At 39.7% G+C, this 23,951-nt stretch carries 22 protein-coding genes and 1 pseudogene; 10 read left to right on the forward strand and 13 right to left on the reverse strand.

From position 1 onward, the window contains the following. Window positions 1-347: 347 nt before the first annotated feature. Complete coding sequence (locus tag CZ225_RS06845; protein WP_129585889.1) at window positions 348-782, reverse strand: DUF6078 family protein; 435 nt, start codon at window positions 780-782, stop codon at window positions 348-350. Window positions 783-985: 203 nt separating this feature from the next. Here CZ225_RS06845 and CZ225_RS06850 point away from each other — a divergent pair, with 203 nt between their 5' ends. The 7 genes from CZ225_RS06850 (at window position 986) to CZ225_RS06880 (ending at window position 8,192) form a co-directional block, all read left to right on the forward strand. Further along, on the forward strand, window positions 986-1,639 hold the full coding sequence (locus tag CZ225_RS06850) for a LysE family translocator (protein ID WP_077153497.1): 654 nt from the start codon (window positions 986-988) through the stop codon (window positions 1,637-1,639). Window positions 1,640-1,650: 11 nt separating this feature from the next. Then, window positions 1,651-2,196, forward strand: coding sequence for a DUF4924 family protein (locus tag CZ225_RS06855; protein ID WP_077153498.1), 546 nt, complete (start codon window positions 1,651-1,653; stop codon window positions 2,194-2,196). Next, complete coding sequence (gene rfbD / locus CZ225_RS06860) at window positions 2,197-3,045, forward strand: dTDP-4-dehydrorhamnose reductase (protein ID WP_077153499.1); 849 nt, start codon at window positions 2,197-2,199, stop codon at window positions 3,043-3,045. 1 nt (window position 3,046) lies between these two features. Continuing rightward, the gene (locus tag CZ225_RS06865; protein WP_077153500.1) at window positions 3,047-4,621 is read left to right on the forward strand and encodes a peptide chain release factor 3; all 1,575 of its coding nucleotides are present in this window, start codon (window positions 3,047-3,049) and stop codon (window positions 4,619-4,621) included. 211 nt (window positions 4,622-4,832) lie between these two features. Then, entirely contained in the window at window positions 4,833-5,093 is a 261-nt protein-coding gene (locus tag CZ225_RS06870; protein WP_025074841.1) for an OadG family protein, read from the forward strand. Between the two features lie 31 nt (window positions 5,094-5,124). Then, window positions 5,125-6,957 (forward strand): biotin/lipoyl-containing protein, encoded by a 1,833-nt coding sequence (locus CZ225_RS06875; protein ID WP_077153501.1) that lies wholly within the window; start codon window positions 5,125-5,127, stop codon window positions 6,955-6,957. Next, window positions 6,957-8,192 (forward strand): sodium ion-translocating decarboxylase subunit beta, encoded by a 1,236-nt coding sequence (locus CZ225_RS06880; RefSeq protein ID WP_077153502.1) that lies wholly within the window; start codon window positions 6,957-6,959, stop codon window positions 8,190-8,192. The genes CZ225_RS06875 and CZ225_RS06880 overlap by 1 nt, the downstream gene beginning before the upstream one ends. A gap of 100 nt (window positions 8,193-8,292) precedes the next feature. On the opposite strand, the gene CZ225_RS06885 is transcribed toward CZ225_RS06880, so the two are convergent. The 4 genes from CZ225_RS06885 to CZ225_RS06900 form a co-directional block, all read right to left on the reverse strand. Next, window positions 8,293-9,564, reverse strand: coding sequence for a TolC family protein (locus tag CZ225_RS06885; RefSeq protein ID WP_077153503.1), 1,272 nt, complete (start codon window positions 9,562-9,564; stop codon window positions 8,293-8,295). Between the two features lie 40 nt (window positions 9,565-9,604). Further along, window positions 9,605-12,637 carry an efflux RND transporter permease subunit gene (locus tag CZ225_RS06890; protein ID WP_077153504.1) on the reverse strand — a complete coding sequence of 1,011 codons (3,033 nt, stop codon included), beginning with the start codon at window positions 12,635-12,637 and terminating at the stop codon, window positions 9,605-9,607. 100 nt (window positions 12,638-12,737) lie between these two features. Next, window positions 12,738-13,790, reverse strand: a complete 1,053-nt coding sequence (locus CZ225_RS06895) for an efflux RND transporter periplasmic adaptor subunit (RefSeq protein ID WP_077153505.1) — start codon at window positions 13,788-13,790, stop codon at window positions 12,738-12,740. Between the two features lie 182 nt (window positions 13,791-13,972). Further along, entirely contained in the window at window positions 13,973-14,227 is a 255-nt protein-coding gene (locus tag CZ225_RS06900; RefSeq protein ID WP_005678397.1) for a type B 50S ribosomal protein L31, read from the reverse strand. Between the two features lie 583 nt (window positions 14,228-14,810). Between CZ225_RS06900 and CZ225_RS06905 the strand changes: the two genes are divergently transcribed. Beyond that, a complete protein-coding gene (locus CZ225_RS06905) occupies window positions 14,811-15,815 on the forward strand; it encodes a class II fructose-bisphosphate aldolase (RefSeq protein ID WP_077153506.1) in 1,005 nt (334 codons plus the stop codon). Between the two features lie 137 nt (window positions 15,816-15,952). Here the strand turns inward: CZ225_RS06905 and CZ225_RS24260 are convergent. From CZ225_RS24260 to CZ225_RS06940, 7 genes and pseudogenes are all read right to left on the reverse strand, one after another. Next, a pseudogene (locus CZ225_RS24260) lies at window positions 15,953-16,425 on the reverse strand (hypothetical protein); the annotation flags it as partial. A gap of 196 nt (window positions 16,426-16,621) precedes the next feature. After that, window positions 16,622-17,782, reverse strand: a complete 1,161-nt coding sequence (locus tag CZ225_RS06915) for a sodium ion-translocating decarboxylase subunit beta (protein ID WP_077153508.1) — start codon at window positions 17,780-17,782, stop codon at window positions 16,622-16,624. Between the two features lies 1 nt (window position 17,783). Continuing rightward, entirely contained in the window at window positions 17,784-18,221 is a 438-nt protein-coding gene (locus tag CZ225_RS06920; protein ID WP_025074846.1) for an acetyl-CoA carboxylase biotin carboxyl carrier protein, read from the reverse strand. A 24-nt stretch (window positions 18,222-18,245) separates the two neighbouring features. Beyond that, window positions 18,246-19,166, reverse strand: a complete 921-nt coding sequence (locus CZ225_RS06925) for an OadG family transporter subunit (protein WP_077153509.1) — start codon at window positions 19,164-19,166, stop codon at window positions 18,246-18,248. 21 nt (window positions 19,167-19,187) lie between these two features. Continuing rightward, on the reverse strand, window positions 19,188-20,741 hold the full coding sequence (locus CZ225_RS06930; protein ID WP_077153510.1) for an acyl-CoA carboxylase subunit beta: 1,554 nt from the start codon (window positions 20,739-20,741) through the stop codon (window positions 19,188-19,190). Between the two features lie 29 nt (window positions 20,742-20,770). Next, complete coding sequence (mce, locus tag CZ225_RS06935) at window positions 20,771-21,175, reverse strand: methylmalonyl-CoA epimerase (RefSeq protein ID WP_077153511.1); 405 nt, start codon at window positions 21,173-21,175, stop codon at window positions 20,771-20,773. A gap of 175 nt (window positions 21,176-21,350) precedes the next feature. Continuing rightward, window positions 21,351-22,349 (reverse strand): GNAT family N-acetyltransferase, encoded by a 999-nt coding sequence (locus tag CZ225_RS06940; protein WP_077153512.1) that lies wholly within the window; start codon window positions 22,347-22,349, stop codon window positions 21,351-21,353. A gap of 132 nt (window positions 22,350-22,481) precedes the next feature. Here CZ225_RS06940 and CZ225_RS06945 point away from each other — a divergent pair, with 132 nt between their 5' ends. Continuing rightward, on the forward strand, window positions 22,482-23,024 hold the full coding sequence (locus CZ225_RS06945; RefSeq protein WP_077153513.1) for a beta-class carbonic anhydrase: 543 nt from the start codon (window positions 22,482-22,484) through the stop codon (window positions 23,022-23,024). Here the strand turns inward: CZ225_RS06945 and CZ225_RS06950 are convergent. Continuing rightward, window positions 23,017-23,229, reverse strand: coding sequence for a hypothetical protein (locus CZ225_RS06950; RefSeq protein WP_077153514.1), 213 nt, complete (start codon window positions 23,227-23,229; stop codon window positions 23,017-23,019). The genes CZ225_RS06945 and CZ225_RS06950 overlap by 8 nt on opposite strands. Window positions 23,230-23,413: 184 nt before the next feature. On the opposite strand from CZ225_RS06950, the gene CZ225_RS06955 reads away from it, so the two are divergent. After that, on the forward strand, window positions 23,414-23,950 hold the full coding sequence (locus CZ225_RS06955; RefSeq protein WP_077153515.1) for a nitroreductase family protein: 537 nt from the start codon (window positions 23,414-23,416) through the stop codon (window positions 23,948-23,950). The last annotated feature ends 1 nt before the right edge of the window (window position 23,951 follow it).

Below are 23,951 nucleotides of genomic sequence, written 5' to 3' on the forward strand. Positions count from 1 at the left end.
GTTGGTGGTAAGAAAAAAAAGAAGGAATAAATTCTTATACCTTATTAATATGACTCACTGTATAAGCTTTCAACTCGTTAATAAAGGAGGAGAGACATTCTTGAGTAGCCGGCTTATCAGTTTATTGAGTATGCTTTCCTTTTGTGTAAGGAGGTATTCTCGTATGTTTTAAGAAAGAGGTTCCATCTATTTATTTCTTAAGTTTGTGCCACACCATTGGCACACTTGTGCCACCTTGGTGGCACAGCTGTGCCAATATGATGAAACGAGTGTGCCAATAAGGTGGCACAAACGCATCTATTACTGTAATACGCTGTGTCTATTAGAACATCTGTTTCTCTCTCTTATTACCAGTCGTAATCATCTACATACGCATCAAACTCTAAAGCAACGTTTATCCCATGCCGTTTGAAGATACTTCGTATCATTTGTTGTTCGGACTCCGATAACAGACGTTCTCCTTTACGGACACGGTAATATGTTCTGCGTCCGAAGGCTCCCATTAGATACGGAACAATTGCTTGCATCTGTTTGTGGGGCAAATTCTCTAAAATACCTACAAAGCCTTTGGCATAACGTACTTTTGTGTCGGGACGATAATAAGGACATTCACCTTTCAATGTTGCAAGGTGTTTAGGACTGATAATACTCCAATATTGTAAATCTTCCGTTGTGCTTTGTTCGACTAATTGCCTCAGGCAAGTGCTGGCTTTGGGGCATTGGGAGTTAAGGCACATTGAATACTGGTGAGGGACTATTGAGAAGTCAATCTTTTCTTTTATCATGTTGCTCTTTTCTTTAGGATTCTGGTATGTATGATATCGTTTTATTTGAAATTTTGAGTAAAGGTAGGTATAATTTTTTGATATAGCTGCCTTCAATCACAATAAATCCATTATCATTTACAGAGGAACTATTTAAGTATTGTGTGGAAAAAACGTTAATATCCTATCCCTGTCTCATAAAAAAGTGCGATATTTGCGGCATGATTCAGATAGAAACAATATTCGATATATTAGTTAAAGGCTTTATTATTGGCGTTGTTGTGTCCGCACCACTTGGTCCGGTGGGGGTTCTATGTATTCAGAGAACGCTAAATAAGGGACGATGGTACGGATTCGTAACAGGTTTGGGAGCCTCTTTGAGTGATATTGCTTATGCTTTGCTGACAGGCTATGGCATGAGCTTTGTATTTGACTATATCAATAAAAATATTTTTTATTTGCAATTATTTGGTAGCATAATGTTGCTGCTTTTCGGTATTTATACCTTTCGTAGCAATCCGGTACAGTCTATTCGTCCGGCTTCGTCCAATAAAGGTTCCTATTTCCATAATTTCATAACTGCTTTCTTCGTAACTCTTTCTAACCCGTTGATTATCTTCCTGTTTATCGGACTATTTGCTCGCTTTGCCTTTGTGCAGCCGGGGGTGTTGGTGTTTGAAGAAATTACAGGGTATTTCGCTATTGCATTAGGGGCTTTGGTCTGGTGGTTTGGAATTACCTTTTTTGTGAATAAGGTACGAACTCGGTTTAATTTGCGTGGTATTTGGATACTTAACCGCGTGATTGGAAGTATTGTGATGTTGGCGTCAGTAGCAGGGCTGATTTATACATTATTGGGTGAATCTATTTACTAATATAGAAGATTATGAATCAGATAGCACAACAGCTTAAAGAAAAGAATATTGCCGAATACCTTATATACATGTGGCAAGAAGAGGATCTGATCCGCGCCAACCATTGTTCAGCGGATGAATTAGAGGCCAATGTGATTGTTCGTTATCCTGATGAAAAACGACCTGCCATGCGTGAATGGTATGAGAACCTGATTACGATGATGAGTGAAGAAGGTGTTCGTGAAACGGGACATCTGCAAATTAATAAGAATATCATCATTAAACTGACAGAACTTCATAATGTTTTGACCTCTTCTCCTAAATTCCCTTTTTATAGTGCAGCATATTTTAAAGCTTTGCCGTTTATTGTAGAATTGCGTAACAAGAACGGAAAAAAAGAAGAGTCTGAACTGGAAACTTGTTTTGAAGCATTGTACGGTGTGTTATTGCTCCGCTTACAGAAAAAGGAGATCAGCGAGGGAACGGCAAAAGCCATAGAAGCTATCAGCAGCTTTCTCTCGATGTTGGCAAATTATTATGATAAGGAACAAAAAGGCGAATTAAAATTAGAAGAATAAATGAGAATTTTAGTGACCGGTGCCAATGGACAACTTGGTAACGAAATGCAGGTACTTGCAAAGGAGAATCCACAACATACGTATTATTTCACAGACGTACAGGAGCTTGATATTTGTAATAAAGATGCAATTTGGACTTATATTGCCGAAAAACAAATTGAGCTTATTGTTAATTGTGCTGCTTACACAGCAGTAGACAAAGCGGAAGATAATCCTGAACTGGCACGCCAACTGAATTGTGAAGCACCCAAAGAACTGGCTAGTGCTGCTCAATTCTATGGAGCGGCAATGATCCAGGTTTCCACAGACTACGTTTTCGACGGCACAGCTCATACTCCTTATGCAGAAGATTGTGAACCTTGTCCGGATTCCGTATATGGTACTACCAAACTGGCAGGAGAGTATGAAGTGATAAACAATTGCAAGCAAGCAGTAGTGATCCGTACTGCATGGCTTTATTCAACCTTTGGGAATAATTTCGTGAAGACAATGCTCCGTCTGGGGAAGGAACGCGATAGTCTGGGAGTGGTTTTTGATCAGATAGGAACTCCTACTTATGCCAACGATTTGGCTCAGGCCATTTATTCTATTATAAATAAAGGTATAGTTCCCGGAATTTATCATTTCAGCAATGAAGGTGTTTGTTCATGGTATGATTTTACGGTGGCAATCCATCGTTTGGCGGGAATAACCTCATGCAAAGTAAGACCTTTGCATACAGCCGAATATCCTGCAAAAGCAAACCGCCCGGCTTATTCAGTACTTGATAAAACAAAAATAAAAACGACGTTCGGTATCGAGATTCCTCACTGGGAAGAGAGCTTGGAACGATGCTTGGAAAAATTATAATATGGCAGATAATACAGAAATTCAGAGAAGGCGTACGTTCGCCATTATTGCACACCCGGATGCAGGTAAGACTTCATTGACGGAAAAGTTATTGCTTTTTGGAGGTCAAATCCAGGTAGCAGGTGCTGTAAAGAGTAATAAAATTAAGAAAACAGCTACTTCCGACTGGATGGAGATTGAGAAGCAGCGTGGTATCTCGGTGACAACTTCTGTGATGGAATTTGACTATCGGGATTACAAAATTAATATTCTAGATACTCCGGGTCACCAGGACTTCGCTGAAGATACTTACAGGACATTGACTGCTGTAGATAGTGTTATCATTGTAGTGGATGGAGCGAAAGGTGTTGAAACACAGACTCGTAAATTGATGGAAGTATGCCGTATGCGCAATACACCGGTTATTATCTTTGTGAATAAGATGGACCGCGAGGGTAAAGATCCGTTTGATTTACTGGATGAATTGGAGGAGGAACTACAAATCCAGGTACGTCCTTTGTCTTGGCCAATTGAACAAGGTCCTCGCTTCAAAGGCGTTTATAATATCTATGAACAACAATTAAACCTGTATCAACCTTCCAAACAAGTTGTGACGGAAAAGGTAGAAGTTGATATTCATACGGAAGAACTGGATAATCAAATCGGAAAGCCGTTGGCAGATAAGCTGCGTGGTGATTTAGAACTGATAGAAGGGGTTTATCCGGAATTGGATATAGAGTCATATTTGGCGGGAGATTGTGCACCGGTATTTTTCGGTTCTGCTTTGAATAACTTCGGTGTTCAGGAACTGTTGAATTGTTTTGTAGAGATCGCTCCGAGTCCCCGTCCAGTGCAAGCGGAAGAACGTGAAGTGGAGCCGGACGAATCAAAGTTCACCGGATTTGTATTTAAGATTACTGCCAATATTGATCCCAATCATCGTTCTTGTGTAGCTTTTTGTAAGGTATGTTCCGGTAAGTTTGTGCGTAATGCACCTTATTTACATGTCCGTCATGGTAAGACGATGCGTTTTTCTTCGCCTACACAGTTTATGGCACAGCGGAAAACAACTGTTGATGAAGCTTATGCAGGTGATATAATCGGTTTGCCGGATAATGGTACCTTTAAGATTGGAGATACACTGACAGAAGGGGAAATGCTTCATTTCCGCGGATTGCCAAGTTTCTCACCGGAGATGTTCAAGTATATCGAAAATGCCGATCCAATGAAACAGAAGCAATTGGCAAAAGGTATTGATCAATTGATGGACGAAGGTGTAGCTCAGTTATTTGTCAATCAATTTAATGGTCGTAAGATTATTGGTACGGTAGGGCAGTTGCAGTTCGAAGTAATTCAGTATCGTCTGTTGAATGAATATAATGCTTCCTGTCGTTGGGAGCCGGTAAGTCTTTATAAGGCTTGTTGGGTAGAGAGCGACGATCTCGAAGAACTGGAAGCTTTCAAGAAACGTAAATATCAGTATATGGCGAAAGATAGGGAAGGACGGGATGTGTTCCTGGCCGACTCCGGCTATGTACTTCAAATGGCTCAAATGGACTTTAAACATATTAAGTTCCACTTTACGAGCGAGTTTTAAGTCCGCAATGGATTATACAGATTTGCAGGGATTAAGGAGGTAAAATATCTGTTTATACTATCGAAATCAGTGCAAATCTGTATAATCTGTGGTGAACTTTTATTTACGATTTATACTTTTTTATTCCTTCCTTATATTATTTTATAATAAATTATTGGTAATTTCGGACGCTTTTAGAGCATCACGACTTAAATAACTAATAGTTTATTATATGGAAAATATCGAAACAGCGATTCTGCTGATGGTAGTCGGAATGGCTACAGTATTTGTTATTCTGCTGATTGTGATTTATTTAGGTAAATTGCTTATTTCCTTGGTCAATAAATATGCTCCCGAAGAAGTGGCTCCTGTAAATAGGGAAGCACAGAGAGGTCCTGCACCTATTCCGGGTAATATTTTGGCTGCTATTACAGCTGCTGTAAATGTAGTGACACAAGGTAAAGGAAAAGTCACTAAGGTAGAAAAATTATAAATGAATCATTAAAGTATAAGCACTGAAAAACATGAAAAGAGAAGTAAAGTTTAGTTTGGTTTTCCGAGATATGTGGCAATCTGCCGGAAAATATGTACCTCGTGTAGACCAACTTGTAAAGGTTGCACCTGCCATCATTGAAATGGGATGTTTTGCCCGAGTAGAAACAAATGGTGGAGGTTTTGAACAAGTCAATTTATTGTTTGGAGAAAACCCCAATAAAGCCGTGCGCGAATGGACAAAACCGTTCCATGAAGCCGGTATACAAACACATATGCTCGACCGTGCATTGAATGGGCTTCGTATGAGTCCTGTTCCGGCTGATGTCCGTAAATTATTCTATAAGGTAAAGAAAGCACAAGGTACAGATATTACTCGTACATTCTGCGGGCTGAATGATGTTCGTAACATTGCTCCGTCTATCACTTATGCCAAGGAAGCCGGCATGATTTCACAATGTTCTCTTTGTATCACTCATTCGCCTATCCATACGGTAGAGTATTATACTAACATGGCATTGGAACTTATTAAATTAGGAGCGGATGAGATTTGTATTAAGGACATGGCCGGCATTGGTCGTCCTGTTTCATTAGGAAAGATCGTGGCAAATATTAAAGCTGCTCATCCTGAAATACCTATCCAGTATCATAGCCATGCGGGACCTGGCTTCAATATGGCAAGTATTCTTGAAGTATGCGAAGCAGGTTGCGATTACATTGATGTAGGCATGGAACCTCTTTCCTGGGGAACTGGTCATGCTGATCTCCTCAGTGTACAAGCGATGTTGAAAGATGCCGGATTCCAGGTACCTGAGATTAATATGGAAGCTTATATGAAAGTGCGTGCCATGATTCAGGAATTTATGGACGATTTTCTTGGATTATATATCAGTCCGAAGAACCGTTTGATGAACTCGCTGTTGATTGGCCCCGGACTTCCGGGCGGTATGATGGGGAGTTTGATGGCAGACTTGGAATCAAATCTGGAATCTATCAATAAATATAAGGCAAAGCACAATCTGCCGTTTATGACTCAGGACCAACTTCTTATCAAACTGTTCAATGAAGTTGCGTATGTATGGCCACGTGTCGGTTATCCTCCGTTGGTGACTCCGTTCAGTCAATATGTAAAGAACCTTGCCATGATGAACGTTATGGCGATGGAAAAAGGGAAGGAACGTTGGGGGATGATTGCTGATGATATCTGGGATATGCTTTTGGGTAAAGCAGGTCGTCTTCCGGGTAAACTAGCTCCTGAAATTATTGAAAAGGCAGAACGGGAAGGACGTAAGTTCTTCGAAGGGAATCCTCAGGATAATTACCCTGATGCTCTCGATAAGTTCCGTAAGATGATGAAGGAAAACAAATGGGAAACGGGACAGGATGACGAAGAACTCTTTGAATATGCGATGCATCCGGCTCAGTATGAAGCTTATAGAAGCGGTAAGGCTAAAGAAGATTTCTTGGAAGATGTAGCAAAACGTCGTGCCGAGAAAGATAAATCTCCGCAGGAGGATGCTAAACCAAAGACATTGACGGTACAGGTAGACGGACAAGCATATCGTGTGACAGTGGCTTATGGTGATATCGAACTAGCTGCTACTCCGACAGCTGCAGCAGCTCCGACAGGAGAAGGAAAAGAGGTACTCTCTCCATTGGAAGGTAAATTCTTCCTGGTGAAGAATACACAGGAAACTGCACTTAAGGTTGGTGATGTTGTGAAAGAAGGAGATGTGATATGCTATGTTGAGGCGATGAAGACTTATAATGCTATCCGTGCAGAATTTAGTGGTACGGTAACTGCTATCTGTGCTAATCCGGGAGATACTGTTTCAGAAGATGATGTATTAATGAAGATAGGGTAATGAACGAAATATTTGAAAACTTATATGACATGACTGCATTCAGCAATATTATTGCTGAACCGCAGTTTCTGATAATGTATGCCATTGCGTTCGTCCTCCTTTATCTGGGTATAAAGAAACAGTACGAACCATTGCTGTTGGTTCCTATCGCTTTCGGAGTATTGCTTGCTAACTTCCCCGGTGGAGACATGGGAGTCATTCAGGCTAACGAAAATGGAATGGTGATGGTGAACGGAGTTTGGAAGAACATCTGGGAAATGCCTTTGCATGATATAGCCCACGAATTGGGGTTGATGAACTTTATCTACTATATGTTGATTAAAACCGGTTTCCTTCCTCCGATCATCTTCATGGGTGTCGGTGCATTGACGGATTTCGGACCGATGTTGCGTAATCTGCGCCTTTCTATTTTTGGTGCTGCTGCACAGCTTGGTATTTTTACAGTGTTGTTGGTGGCTATCTTAATGGGATTCACTCCGAAAGAAGCAGCTTCATTGGGTATAATTGGTGGTGCGGACGGTCCGACTGCTATTTTTACAACAATCAAACTGGCTCCTCACTTGTTAGGCCCTATTGCGATTGCAGCATATTCTTATATGGCACTTGTTCCGGTTATTATACCATTAGTAGTGAAACTGCTTTGCTCTAAGAAGGAGTTGAGTATCAACATGAAAGAACAGGAAAAGAAATATCCGTCTACTACCGAGATAAAGAATTTGCGTGTGTTGAAGATTATTTTCCCGATTGTAGTTACGACTGTTGTTGCACTTTTTGTTCCGAGTGCAGTGCCTTTGATTGGTATGTTGATGTTTGGTAATCTGGTGAAAGAAATTGGAAGCAATACCTTCCGTTTGTTTGATGCGGCTTCTAATAGTATAATGAATGCTGCTACCATCTTCCTAGGTTTATCAGTAGGAGCGACGATGACAACAGAAGCTTTCCTGAATTGGACGACTATTGGTATTGTGATTGGCGGTTTCCTTGCATTTGCTCTTTCCATTGCAGGTGGTATTCTGTTTGTAAAAGCAGTGAACTTATTCTCAAAGAAGAAAATTAATCCGCTGATTGGAGCTACCGGATTAAGTGCAGTTCCAATGGCTAGTCGTGTAGCCAATGAGATTGCTTTGAAATATGATCCGAAGAATCATGTATTACAGTACTGTATGGCAAGTAATATTTCCGGAGTAATCGGTTCAGCTGTTGCTGCGGGAGTGCTGATTTCTTTTTTAGCTTGATTTAATTCAGCGTAAATAATAATTTGAGGGCACGGAATCTTTCTTGTTTTATTCAAGTAAAGAAACTCCGTGCCCCTTTTATATATTTCTGTGATAACTATTATTCGCTAGTTACTTTTCTGTATTCTGCAATTGCCATCTTTTCTGCCAGATATGCGTTGATCACATTGGTTTGTGCTTGTGTCCATGATAACTGAGCAGAGAGTACATCCACCATATTTGATTTTCCTTCATTATAGGAAAAGGAAACAATCTCCAGATTCTCATTGGCTAACTTCATATTTTCATTAGCAGTTTTCACTTGTTCTTCCGTTTCTTTTAGTTTGGTCAACGATCCGGATAATTCTTCGCTAATATTATCTTCCACATAACTTTGCTGTAGTCTCTGCATACTAATATATGCTTTTTGCTGGCGGTTCGTTTTAAATCGGGCACCCCAACGGAAAATAGGAATATTCAGATTGACACCCACAATGGGGTTAAATGAGACATCGTAGCCTAGATTCGGTGTTCCCGTTGCCCAACCTCCACTGAAATACATATTTAGTTGTGGGTTAAATTGACTGAGAGCAGCTTTACGTTGTGCCTGACTCTTCATTATATTTACTTCTGTACTGGCATAGTCTGCACGTTGCTGTAATACATCTCCCAGAGATAGGACTTTTACAGGTTCGGAGGGTATACTGATAGAATATAAACTATCCACCGGAGCATCAGGTTCTTCACCCATCAGAATATTTAGTTTTTGCAGTGCTAACGTATAGTTCTGACGAGCCTTGATATATTGCAATTCCGCTTCTTTTAACCGGGTAGAAATCATTAACAAATCTATGCGGCTAATCTTTCCATTGTCGAAACGATCCTGTATAATATCATATTGTTGTTTGATTATACTTTGATATTTGTCAGCAGCTTGGAGCATGGCTTTTGAGGCAGAGGCATTCCAGTAGACTGCATCACTCTGGTAATGTATCTGGTCTAAAGTCAGCTCTTCGTTGAGTTGGTCCAGTTTCTCGTCCGCTTTTGCAATCTTATGTTGGGCATTCAGTGCACCACCTGTATATATCGGTTGTGAGACAATGAATACTCCTTGATAAGTATGATTGCGGTATTCCCCCAATGGCTCGTTCCAGGCACTTAAATCACTCATGTTTAGCGTTCCGTCTGCACTAATGTCTATTTTCGGAAGGAAACCGGTATGAGCTATTTTTCTGGTCTCGCTACTTGCCATTGTTTTTAGTTTTTGCTGTTTCAGTAGTTGGCTGTAAGCTTCTACTTTATCCCGATAGGCTTCGCGGCTTAGATATGGCTGTTGTGCTGCTATGTCGAAACCGAGGGTTAGTAGTAATAGCGTTATGAGTTGAATTTTCATATTCTTAATTTGCAATTTTACGTTTTACAATTTATGATTCTCATCCTTTGATCCGTTGAATGGCACAGTAAGCTACTGGAAGAACAAAAAGTGTTAATGCAGAAGCTACCAACAATCCTCCCATAATTGTAGCTGCCATACCACCAAACATGGCGTCAAACAAAAGAGGTAACATACCTAGAATGGTTGTTCCTGAAGCCATTGCTACTGGGATGATACGGCTGGTTGTTGCACTAATGACGGCATCCAGTGGCTTCTTTCCTGTTGCTGCTTCCAAATCAATCTGCTCAACTAATACAATGGCATTTTTGATATTCATACCAATCAACCCCAGAAGACCAAGTATGGAGAAAAAATCAAATGATTTGCCAAGTACAAGCAATCCAAGTACGATACCGATAAAAATCAACGGTAACATTAATAGAATAACTATCGGCTTGCGGTATGTTCTGAACAGGAATAACAGTGTCACGAACATCAGGAAGAATGTTAATGGCAGGTTTTTAGCCAATGCCTCATTTGATTCCACTTGACTTTCCTGTTCTCCAAAGTACTTCATTGTATATCCCTCCGGAATTATGATCTCATTTTGTACCTGCGACCATACCTGATTAAAAGCCGTAATCGCATTTATACCACGACGTGGATCGCATTGAGCCATCATTACCATCTGTCGATTATAATCCTTCACGTTTGAGAAGCGAAATTGAAAATCAAAATCAGATACTACTTGTTCAAGACTCGTCGTTTCATTTCCAGCTCCGAACACAGGTAGCGTACGCAAATCGTTGATTTGGAAAGAATCTACTGTATTATCTTTCAGTAAAATGGGAAGTACCTGATCACCTTGACGATATTCTCCCAAAGTCATACCGGTTGTACCTATTTGGATACTTTGTGCCATTCCTTGTCGGGATACACCAAGCGGTTGTGCCCGTTCAGGACTATATACAGGCTTCCAAACCGGAATCTTGTTTCCCCACGAATTACGAATATTAATTAAATCCGGATTCTGATGCATTATTTCTAATGCTTGGTTGGTAAGAGCTATCAATGTATCGGCATTCGGACCGATAAAACCAATCTCAATTGCAGCATCTACAGCAGGAGATAACTTGAAAAGACTTGTACGTGTGATAGCATTCGGATAATTGGCTTTCATATATTCATCAAAATCCTTTTCGTACTCCTTTGTGTATTTGCTATCAGTCAATTCTATGAGTATATTAGCAAAGTTCGGTTTAGGACCTACTGATGTAGAAGCTAGATAATACCGAAGTGGTGTACTGCCAAATGTAATGGAGACAGTTTTCACTTCCGGTTGCTTCTTCAAGTGTTCTTCCACTTTTTTCATCTCTTTCACTACATCATTAATGTTGTAGCCGTCCGGATAAAATACATCAGCCCGGAAATAGGGTTTATCCAAGGAAGGGAAGAAATTTTGTGGCATCATTCCCATAATAGTTAATGATACAATGAAGAGAACTACCATAGTACTGAGCGTCAGTGCCTTTCTACGTATCAGTACTCTCAGAATAGATCCAAACTTATGATAGAAAGGTTTGTCATACGGATCTTTTCCGTCCCCATCTTTTTTCGCCTTTAAGATAAAGTTACCAAAGACGGTTGTTTGAGTCAAGGCAAGTACCCAACTCAATCCCAGCGAAATAGCTAGTACCACAAATAAAGGCTTTACAATTTCTGCTACGGCAGAAGGAGCCAGATAAAGTGGTAAGAACGAACAAATAGCAATGAATGTTGCTCCGAGTAATCCCCATTGAGGCCCTGTAGCTCCATCAATAAGTGCTTTCCGACGGTTTACACCACGAGCGATAGCAATTTGTGCGTTATCTGTCACCACAATAGCATTATCCACTAACATCCCCATGGCAATGATGAATCCTGCTAATGAAGTACGATTTAATCCTACTCCAAAAAATGACATGATGAGCAAAGTACCTCCGATGGAGAAAATCAGTGAAGAGCCGATAAGTATTCCTGCACGTAGCCCCATAACAAACATAATAATGACAATAACGATCAAAATTGATTCTATCAGATTGATAATGAAACCATTATTTGCTTCATTGGCGATTTCATTTTCTAGATAGAGACTTTGTAATTCTAATCCTAATGGCATTAGAGGTAACAGCTCGTTCAGTTTTACTTTCACATTTTCTCCTGTTTGCACTACATCTCGTTGTGGGTCAGTAGATACACCGATCCCAATTGCCCGTTTCCCATTTACATGCATGATAGTGGATGGCGGATTGAGATAACCTTTTTCAATAACAGCGATATCTCCTAATTTTACTTGTCCTGCTTTGGTCGTAATGACCTGATTACGGATATCGTCTACAGTGGCATACATACCGTTGGCAGTTACTCGTAGCTGTTGTTCGCCTGCCCGTATTTCACCAGTGTTAATAATCTGGTTCTGTGATTGGAGCAGGCTGGCAAGTTGTTTGGGGTCAATGCCCATACCTACGAGTTTATTGGTCGAAATAAAGATATTTATTACTTCTGTTTGTACTCCGAATAAAGCAACTTTCATCACTCCGTCAGCTGTGACAACTTGAGTTTTAATTCGTTCTGCCCAATTACGCATTTCTTCGTAAGAAAATCCGTCATCTGACGTTAATCCGTAGTAAATACCGAACACATCTCCGAAGTCATCCGAAATTGTCGGAGTTGAGGCACCCGCAGGAAGTTGTGGTTGTATATTAAGTACCTTACGGCGCAGTTCGTCCCATTTTTGTGGAATGGAGCTTGCTGCAAGTGAAGGTTGTAATTCAAATGTAATTTTAGAAAGACCGTACATAGATTCTGATTTAATCTTGTACACTCCACTCATACTTTGTATCTCTCGAGAAATAGGTTCGGTGATCAGTCGTTCTACTTCTGCCGGTTCGGCTCCCGGATAGCGCGTCATGATGACCGCTGATTTAATAACGAAGGGCGCATCTTCTTTCTTTCCAAGTTTTCCGAAGGAGAAAATACCTCCGATAAGCAATACGGCAAGAAAGAAATAAATGATCTTCGTATTATCTAATGAATATTTGGCTAAGTTCATTTTCTTAATGGATAATTGATAATGGACAATAATTAATGGAAAATTGATAGTTGAGAATAGACAATGAACAGAAGTGCTTTACAGTAACGTTCATTCATTTCTAGTTTTCCAATATTTTAACTTTCTCTCCTTCTACCAGTTGATATACACCGGCAATCACAATTTTCTCACCAGGTTTCAAACCTTGTGAAATTAGAGCCTGTGCTTCTCCGGTAGGAGCATTGACCGTTACTTCTCGTTTGTAGACTTTATCGTCTTCAACTACCCATACATACATCTTTTTGCCTTCGCTTTCACCAAATACAGCACTGAGTGGAACGATGCACCAATTGTTTTCTACCAGTGGCCCTACATCGGCAGTGAAACGAATGCTACATGTGAAGCCTGGTTTCACTGCATATAAATCACGATCGAATGAAGGATCATCGATTGTAATGCTGACAGGTATTCCTGTTCCTTCGGTGGAGATATCAAGATATTCTTCTAACTTTGCTTGGAATATATGTCCTTTGAATGTGTCAAACTCTACTAGGAAACGTGGTTCTTTGGCACGAAGCAGATACAGATAGACATCAGGTATAGTGAACTTAATGCGTAAGTTTTGGGTATTGACTAGTTGCACAATACCTTCACCGGAATTGACACGTTGGTAATTCTCCACCAAACGCTTCTCAATGGAACCGTCGAAAGGAGCCGTCAGTTTAGTATCTTGCATATTATTGACCGACAATTCGTATTCCGATTTTGCCTTTTGATAGTTGGACAAGCTGATTTCATACTCTTGTACGGAGATAGCTTGGCGGGAAAGGAGCCGTTTGTTACGCTCTACTTGTGCTGCAGCTGTTTCGTAGGCTGATTTTGTAGCAGCATATTGCAAAGCAATATCCCTGGGATCGATAGCCGCAATTAGTTGTCCCTTCTTTACTTTCTCGCCTTCGATAACAGGTAGTTTTATAATTTGTCCACTGACACGAAATGCCAGTTTTACATACTCCACTGCCTCTACGATGCCTGAGAAGTTTTTCTTAATGACTGACCTTGACTCAACCACTGTCGTTTTTACGGGACGGGGTGTCGTTTCTTTCACTTCTTTCTTTTGACCACAACTAGCCAGTATAATAGTAGCTAGTGCGATAACATACCTTCTTTTCATAAATTGTTCATTGTTTGGAGTTTCTCTGTCTTTGTTGGAGAAATAACAACTGGAAAGATAGGTATGTTCAGCCGAAATATATGTTATTAAATCTTAGTGGTATACTTAATATGTAGTGAATAAAAAATAGGGTGTGTTCGTTTAAAAACACACCCTATTTTTTATCTTAAAGAAAGATTGAATTATTTCTTTTTACGGTCACCGTAACGGCTCATGAACTTATCAACGCGACCTGCTGTATCTACCAATGTAGATTTACCAGTATAGAACGGGTGAGAAGTGTTTGAGATTTCAATCTTCAGCAACGGATAAGTTTCACCTTCGAATTCGATGGTTTCTTTAGTTGCTACAGTTGATTTAGACAAAAACATATCACCGTTTGACATATCTTTGAATACTACCGGACGGTATGATTCTGGATGAAGACCTTTTTTCATTTCAGTATCTGCTTTAAAAAATTATTATATTCGGTTACTATTTTGGTAAGAAATAGTGTAATGGTCATTTTCAGAGTGCAAAGATAAAGTATTTCTGTGAAATAGAAAAAGGTTTTGCGAAAAAAACTTTGATTTAAGAAGGATTGCTGTTAAATTGCTCTTTTTCTATTACTATGTTTATTCTGTTTGTTTGCCTATAATTAATTTCTTGCTCGCCTATTACTAATTAGTTCCATAGATGTTTCTCTTTCGTTCCACAGTAGTTGAACGAAACGGAAACCCAGGTGGAACGAATTAGTGTTAGCATGTGAAAATACGATGTTTAGGGTACTTAGAATTTGAATTTTACAATAATTTTCTTTAAGTGTATCAATAACGAATTTGCTGCGATGGGAAATTTACTTTGAATGTATATTTGCAAGGTAGACATTACAATATTATGCCGGAAATACACTTTGCAAGGATTTAGTGGAGTGAATTAAACCTTTTTCGACTATATTTTCTTTTCCAGCGTTCGTTATTAACAGGATAATGCTTACTTTTGCGTAGAATTTTTATTCACTAACAATAAATTTTAAACAAAATGGTAAATTACAAAGACTTAGGCTTGGTAAACACAAGAGAAATGTTTGCTAAAGCTATCAAAGGCGGATATGCAATTCCGGCTTTCAACTTCAACAATATGGAACAGATGCAGGCTATCATTAAGGCTGCTGTTGAAACTAAGTCTCCGGTGATTCTTCAGGTATCTAAAGGTGCTCGTCAATATGCTAATGCTACTTTGTTGCGTTACATGGCTCAGGGTGCTGTAGAATACGCAAAAGAATTAGGTTGTGCTCATCCTGAAATCGTCCTTCACCTTGACCACGGAGATACTTTCGAAACTTGTAAGTCTTGTATCGACTCAGGTTTTTCTTCAGTAATGATCGACGGTTCTCATCTTCCTTACGAAGAAAATGTAGCTTTGACTAAGAAGGTTGTAGAATACGCACATCAGTTTGATGTAACTGTAGAAGGTGAACTTGGTGTATTGGCTGGTGTAGAAGACGAAGTTTCTGCAGAACATCACACATATACTGACCCGGAAGAAGTAATTGATTTCGCTACTCGTACAGGTTGCGACTCATTGGCTATCTCTATCGGTACTTCTCATGGTGCTTACAAATTTACTCCGGAACAATGTCATATCGATCCTGCTACAGGTGTTATGGTTCCTCCTCCATTGGCATTTGAAGTTTTGGATGCTGTTATGGAAAAACTTCCGGGATTCCCTATCGTTCTGCATGGTTCTTCTTCTGTACCTCAGGAAGAAGTTGCAACAATTAATAAATTCGGTGGTAACCTGAAAGCTGCTATCGGTATTCCTGAAGAATGGTTGCGTAAAGCTGCTACTTCTGCAGTTTGTAAAATCAATATCGATTCAGACTCACGTCTGGCTATGACTGCTGCTATCCGTCAGACATTTGCTGAAAAACCAGCTGAATTCGACCCACGTAAGTATCTTGGTCCGGCTCGTGACAATATGGAAAAACTGTACAAACACAAAATTATCAATGTGTTAGGTTCAGACAATAAATTGGCTAAGTAATTATTAGCGAATCTTATCATAAAGAAAGGCTGCAATCTGTTGAAGGTTGTAGCCTTTTCTTGTTTCTTTCCGGTAGATGCAGGCTGTCCGTTCCGGAAAAAATCTTCTATCTTTTGTTTGCTTTGATTATCTTTCTTATTCTTGGCCTGTAAGTGTAAGATACTGGCGGAACTATCTGTTTCGATCATTAAACTGCTTTCTTTTAATGCCTCTTGATATTTCTCTAAAGATAAAAGTAAAGTAATGTGTTGAATACGTGCATATTTGTTTTTAGGAGCTAAAGCAACTGTTCGTTCATAGTATTTTAGTGCCTGATTGTTTTGCGCTAGTTTCCGGCAACAATCTGCAGCTTCGATAAATCGCGTGTGTTGATCGTATCTCTGGATATCACCTCTTGGTAGGCAGTGAGGGCTTCTTTATTTAATCTTAGCCCTTGTAAAGCTTTTCCCTTTTGTAAGAGTAGTGGGACAGTCTGTTCTTTTTGCTCAATGAGATAAAGTGCGGTCTCATAATCATAGTTAGCCATTGCTTCCTGAATTCGGCCTATGCGCTGAGCCTTTAATAGGGTTGTAGTAGAACAGAGGAATAAAAGAAGAAGAACTTGTTTCATAAGTGATGATCTTAGTTTGTTGTTTATGAAAATGCAAGTTACTAAAATAATTGTCCTTACGAAATCTTCGTAGGAAGCCTTATATAAATTAACGTGATAGAATATTATAAGGAAAAGATGCGAATATGTTGAGGTGTAATAAAAAAGCCTCTTCCGATTTCCGAGAGAGGCTTTTTTATAATGATGGATGATTTGTTTACATCAAGAATCCAAGCAAGATACCGGCAGCAACTGCTGATCCGATTACTCCTGCTACGTTCGGACCCATAGCGTGCATTAACAAATAGTTGGTAGAATCATATTCTAAACCTACTACTTGAGAAATACGTGCAGAGTCGGGAACAGCAGATACACCTGCGTTACCTATCAATGGGTTAATCTTGTTACCTTTCTTCAGGAATAAATTGAAGAATTTAACAAAAAGTACTCCCGAAGCAGTAGCAATGACAAATGACAATGCACCTAGAGCGAAAATCTTGATAGAATCCCAAGTCAGGAACTCTGATGCTTGTGTAGAAGCACCTACAGTCAGACCTAACAGAATTGTAATTGTATCAATCAACGGACCGCTTGCTGTATTGGCAAGACGACGAGTTACACCACTTTCTTTCAATAAGTTACCAAAGAACAGCATACCTAGCAAAGGCAAACCGGAAGGTACTAGGAAGCAAGTTAGCAGCAAACCGATGATCGGGAAAATCACCTTTTCAGTATGAGAAACAGCACGTGGAGGTTTCATACGGATCAAACGTTCGTGTTTCGTGGTGAGCAGACGCATAATAGGCGGCTGTATCACCGGTACTAACGCCATATAAGAGTACGCAGATACTGCAATCGCTCCCATTAAGTTAGGTGCTAGTTTAGACGAAAGGAAGATTGCCGTTGGACCGTCGGCTCCGCCAATGATACCAATAGCACCAGCCTGCATCGGATCGAATCCCATTTCTAGTGCAATCATGTAAGCTCCAAAAATACCAAACTGTGCAGCAGCACCGATTAACATTAATTTCGGGTTCGATATCAGTGCCGAGAAATCAGTCATGGCACCAATACCCAAGAAAATGAGTGGCGGATACCAACCGGATGTTACTCCCTGATATAATATATTCAACACAGAACCTTCTTCATAAATACCGACTTTCAAACCGGCTTCCATGTTGAAAGGTATATTACCGATTAATATACCGAATCCGATAGGAATCAGCAACATCGGTTCAAACTCCTTAGCAACCGCCAGATAGATGAAAAACAAACCTATCACAATCATAGCGATATGTCCTATGGTAGCGTTCGCAAATCCCGTATAAGTCCAGAAGTCAGCTAAGTTGTTTCCTAAAAAGTTAATAAAATCTCCCATATCATTCAATAATTACGAGGTCATTACCTTCAAGAACTGAATCTCCCTTATTTACGTTGATAGCAGTAATTTTACCGTCTTTATCAGCGTTGATATTGTTTTCCATTTTCATGGCTTCCAGGATAATAATAGTCTGTCCTTTCTTTACTGTATCACCTACATTCACTTTGATATCGAGGATCACACCAGGAAGTGGAGACTTCACACCTGATTTACCGCTGGAAGCTACAGCAGGTTTAACTACTTGCGTAGTAGGAGTAGCAGGAGCAGTCGATACTGGACGTACAACTGGCTTCACTACAGTTTGCTTCACTGGTTGTTGCTCCATTTCTACTTTATAAGGAGTACCGTTCACTTCTACATGAGCGATATTATCTTCAATATCTCCAATCGTTACTTTATATAAGTTACCATTGATTTTATATTTATATTCTTTCATCGTTTTATCTTTTTATTGAGTGACTTACTTTTTGTTGGGAGTTTCACGCAGTGTATAAATCTTTGAACTCCATGGTGAATAGCTACGTTTCACACGAGTGATGGTCAGCACTGTTTCTTCTACGTCGTGTACATCACTCTGCATCTCATGCAGAGCCATAGCAATAGCAGCATAAACATCGCCCGGAGCTTGTGTCAATTCTTTCGCTTCATGCTTATCGATGCCTTTAGCCCTCATTGCATTACGTTTGCTCAGATTAACAGAGATTTTACCAACAATTTTGAAAGCGATATAAAGAAGAATTAAACCTGTAAATACAACGCTCATAGCAGAAATAGACATACCGATACCGACAGCATCATGCTCTTCGAATTTTTCCATTTTAGCATTACTGTTGATCGTTTTGTTGTTAGTGCTTGGAGTCACATATTTGTCAGGAGATCCACCTTTTACTTCCCATTTATCAGCAGCATCGCTGACACGTGCATACGATTCGTTAACAGACAGCGTTCCTGCAGGAACTACAATTTGGTCAATCAACTTACGACCTGAATCGAATAAACCAATCCAGTTGTCGGTCTGTGTATTTAACTTGAAGTTGGTGTGGAATGTTCCACGGTTAGGTTCGCCGTCTGCCCAGAATAAAGCATGTTGACGCGGTTTTACCAAGGTTAGTACGTCTCCTTTAGGGATAAAGTATGTTACAGTATCCCCAGGCTGACTGCTTACTTTGAGCAGCCAGCCGGCCAGATCGGCACTACCGTATGATCTGTTGAATATTTCAATCCATGCACTGTGTAATCCGTAGTCGTCCTGAAAGTTACTTTGGTTGTCAATCAGTACTTCATTCAATAACAGTTTATTGTTTGATTTTTGTTCTTGGCAAGAGCACAAACCAATCAACATCAACAAGGAAAGGAATATTCCGATTTTGGTTTTATTCATAATCGTTTTTCTTTTTAATGTTTACAATGGAATGTTACCATGCTTCTTAGAAGGATTGGCTAATTTCTTAGTCTGCAACTGTTGCAAGGCACGGATGATACGGAAACGAGTATTACGCGGTTCGATAACATCATCGATATAGCCATATTTAGCTGCATTATAAGGATTAGCAAATAATTTAGTGTATTCCGCTTCTTTTTCAGCAAGGAATTGAGCCGGGTTTTCTTGATCTTTAGCTTCTCTCGCATAAAGTACTTCTACAGCACCGGCACCACCCATAACTGCGATCTCGGCTGTCGGCCATGCATAATTCATATCGCCACGAAGTTGTTTACAGCTCATTACGATGTGAGAACCACCATATGATTTACGTAGAGTGACTGTTACTTTGGGAACAGTAGCTTCTCCGTAAGCATATAACAATTTTGCCCCGTGCAGGATAACACCATTATATTCCTGTCCTGTTCCCGGAAGGAATCCCGGAACGTCTACTAATGATACGATTGGAATGTTGAATGCATCACAGAAACGAACGAAGCGCGCACCTTTACGGGATGCGTTGCTGTCCAGTACACCTGCCAGATATTTGGGCTGATTAGCAACAATACCAACAGATTGTCCGTTGAAACGTGCAAAACCAATGATGATATTTTTTGCGAAGTCTTTCTGAACTTCAAGGAACTCACCATTATCGACAATTGCACCGATTATTTCATACATATCGTATGGCTTATTCGGATTGTCGGGTATGATTTCGTTCAGTGAATCTTCCAGACGGTCAATTGGATCTGTACAATCTATATAAGGAGGCTCTTCCAAATTGTTTTGAGGGATATAACCTAGTAATTTGCGGATTAGAGCCAAACCTTCTTCTTCGGTAGAAGCTGTGAAATGAGTAACACCGGATTTAGTAGAGTGTACGCTTGCACCACCTAAATTTTCCTGAGATACGTCTTCACCTGTTACAGTCTTTACAACTTTCGGTCCGGTAAGGAACATATAAGAAGTTCCTTCCATCATCAATGTGAAGTCAGTCAGTGCCGGAGAATAAACTGCACCACCTGCACAAGGACCAAAGATACCTGAGATTTGAGGAATCACACCGGAAGCAAGGATATTGCGTTGGAAAATTTCTGCGTAACCTGCTAATGCATTGATACCTTCCTGAATACGTGCACCACCCGAATCGTTAATGCCGATACAAGGAGCACCCATTTTCATTGCCTGATCCATAATCTTACAGATCTTAAGAGACATGGTTTCTGACAATGAACCGGCAGAAACGGTAAAGTCTTGTGCGAAGATATATACCAAGCGACCTTCGATTGTACCGCAACCGGTTACTACACCGTCGCCAGGATAATGTTTTTTCTCCATGCCGAAGTTGGTACATCTATGTTCAACGAACATGTCCATTTCTTCGAAGCTACCTTCATCAAGCAACATAGCTATGCGTTCGCGTGCTGTGTATTTACCTTTTTCATGTTGTTTGGCAATTGCTTTTTCACCGCCTCCAATGCGCGCTACGGCACGGCGTTCGATAAGCTCTTTAATTTTGTCAAGTTGATTACTCATGAGTTCTTGTAGTTTTTAGAGTTTATAGATTAATGTTCGCAGAGTTCTGTCAATACTCCCAAAGTAGATTTCGGGTGAAGGAAAGCGATATTCAATCCTTCTGCACCTTTGCGGGGAGCTTTGTCGATCAAACGGATCTCTTTGCTTTCTGCTTCTGCCAAAGCATCAGCCACACCGTCTTCTACTGCGAATGCAACATGGTGCACACCCACTCCTTTATTTTCAATGAATTTAGCAATAGTACTTTCAGGGCAGGTTGGCTCCAATAACTCAATTTTTGTTTCACCTACTTTTAAGAAAGCTGTTCTTACTTTTTGGTCTTCTACTGTTTCGATGTTGTAACATTTCAAACCTAATACATTTTCGTAGTAAGGAAGGGCTTCTTCAATGCTTTTTACGGCAATGCCCAGATGCTCAATGTGTGAAATCTTCATAACGAATTTATTTTAAATTGGTTTTAAATCTGTTTTTGCAAAGCATAAAACAAGCACAAAGAAAGACATTTCTTACCTAATAAAGAAATTTTTCAGCATTTAATTATTGGACGATAAAAGATAAAAAGTGGTAAGAATGGAGGATAAAGGAACTTTTGCAATCCTGAGATTGCATTTATACATAGAATTTGACCAGTAAATTATTGAGCCAATCCCAATTAACGCGAAACCAACGACGTGTGCTACTTTGTTTACCCCCGAAACGGAGTACAAAATCACGATAACCATGCTTGCGGAATGGTAGTCCCACATCCATAAATTCCATGTGGCTGATACCACGTTCGTGTGCATCTTCTAATGCTTTCCATACGGCTAATATACCTGGGTATTGTAACGCATAAGTTTTTCGCATCCCTCCCGAAAACCAGAGATAAGCATTATCTTCAGAGTAAATACAAACAGCTCCTCCAATGATTTTCTCTTTATATTTGACAATGAATATTTTTCCTTGCTTTCCTTTGATTAGCAGGTTGTGCATGTGACTGAAAAAGTCTTTATTAGGAAAATAGCGGCGTATACGGGATGAATATATTTTATGCAGCATGTGCGAAAATTCCTTTATTTCTTCTACGGTGTGTGCCTCTTTCACTATTGCTCCGTTATGAAGTCCTTTTTTTACTTGGCGAATGCGGGACGGGCTAAATCTATCTTCTACTTTTTTCATGCTGTGAAGAGAATTGCGGACACGTAACCAATTGACCGGAAAATATCCGTTACTTCGAAAAAAACGATAGCCGAACATCGAATTCTCCAGATTTCTAAATTCGATGAGAAGACAAGTGCGGGAAGCCTCCTGAGTCAAATGTTCAAGAATCTCTCCAAAGATTTCTTCTTCCTTTTCTTTGTTGAGATGCGAAGGCTCAAATAACAGTTCTCCTAATCCATATACAACACATTGTTTGGTGAGTGAGGAGGGAAGCCACTTTCGGGTTTTACGAATGGCGGCCAATAAGCGTGCCACTGGTTTATCGTCTTCTGTTGCTACAATTAGGAGAGGTATATACCCTGGAGTCGCTTCATAAATTTGAAACAACTCTTTTGAATGAAATGTGTTTTTTCCCGGTAAATCGGGAATATCCTTTCCATGATAATATGTAGTTAATTTAAGTGGCATAAGTACAAATTTACACTTTTTATTTGTCTTTCAACAAAAAGAGGAATATTTTTGTTGAAAATGTCATAACTGAAAAAGAGATTTTTCTTTTATCTTTGTATGTCTACTTACCCTTAAATACTGATTAAAATTATGATTGAAGAAATGTTAGCCTACAATAAACAGTTTGTAGAGAATGAGGGATATAAAGAGTATATAACCAATAAATATCCTGATAAGAAGATAGCGATTCTTTCTTGTATGGATACCCGGCTGACTGCGTTACTTCCGGCTGCATTGGGTATAAAGAATGGAGATGTGAAAATGATTAAGAATGCCGGGGGTGTTATCTCTCATCCCTTTGGTAGTGTCATTCGTAGTTTGTTGGTAGCAATCTATGAACTGGGGGTCGAAGAAATTATGGTAATTGCTCATTCCGATTGTGGTGCTTGTCATATGCATAGTGAGGAAATGATTGAGAAGATGAAAGCTCGTGGAATCAATGCCGATTACATTGGTATGATGCGTTTTTGTGGGGTAGATTTTCATTCTTGGCTCGATGGCTTTGAAGATACAGAAAAGTCAGTGCGTGGGACGGTAGATTTTATAGTCCGTCATCCTTTGATTCCTTCAGATGTAAGAGTGCACGGATTTATCATTGACTCTACTACCGGGGAATTGTCGAGAATCATTTAATTCCTATTAGATCTTTAAAGGTATTTTGATAAAATAAATAAGGCAGCTTCACATTAGCTGCCTTTATCTTTTTACGGTTGTATACTTTCTTTGACTGGTGCACTCTCTTATGACAGATAGGGTGACCGTACATCTCTATTTCAGCCTCTCGGCTGGCTTTACGATTTGCTTTAATGTAATCGTCTTGTGTAATTCGTTTTTTCATGATTGATTTCTCTTTTCTTGATGCAAAGATACAATTTATTCTTCATTTAATAGAGGTATCCTCTGCCTTTTCATAGAGTAGGTAGTACTTTAACAATGGAAAATGAAAAACAAACTTTTATTTCTTATTACGATCGGTTTACACTATCTTTGCATACATTAATCATATGAAACCGCAAAATAATATGGAAAATTTCAGTGAATTGATAAAGAACCGCCGCAGTATGCGTAAGTTTACTGATGAAGAACTCACTCAGGATCAGGTAGTAGCTTTGATGAAGGCAGCATTGATGGCACCCACATCCAAGCGTAGTAATAGTTGGCAGTTTGTTGTAGTAGATGATAAAGAGATATTGAAAGAATTGTCACATTGTAAAGAACAAGCTTCTGCTTTTATAGCTGATGCGGCTTTGGCGATTGTCGTGACAGCGGATCCATTGGCGAGCGATGTTTGGATTGAGGATGCTGCTATTGCTTCCATAATGATTCAACTACAGGCTGAAGATTTGGGATTGGGTAGTTGCTGGGTACAGGTTCGTGAGCGTTTCACTGCAACTGGAATGCCATCTGACGAATTTGTTCATGGAGTATTGGACATTCCTTTGCAACTTCAGGTTCTTTCTGTGATAGCCATCGGTTATAAAGGGATGGAGCGGAAACCTTTCAATGAAGAGCATTTACAATGGGAAAAAATTCATATCAATAAGTTTGGGGGAAAATAAA

This window comes from Bacteroides bouchesdurhonensis, from assembly GCF_900155865.1.
GTDB lineage: Bacteria > Bacteroidota > Bacteroidia > Bacteroidales > Bacteroidaceae > Bacteroides > Bacteroides bouchesdurhonensis.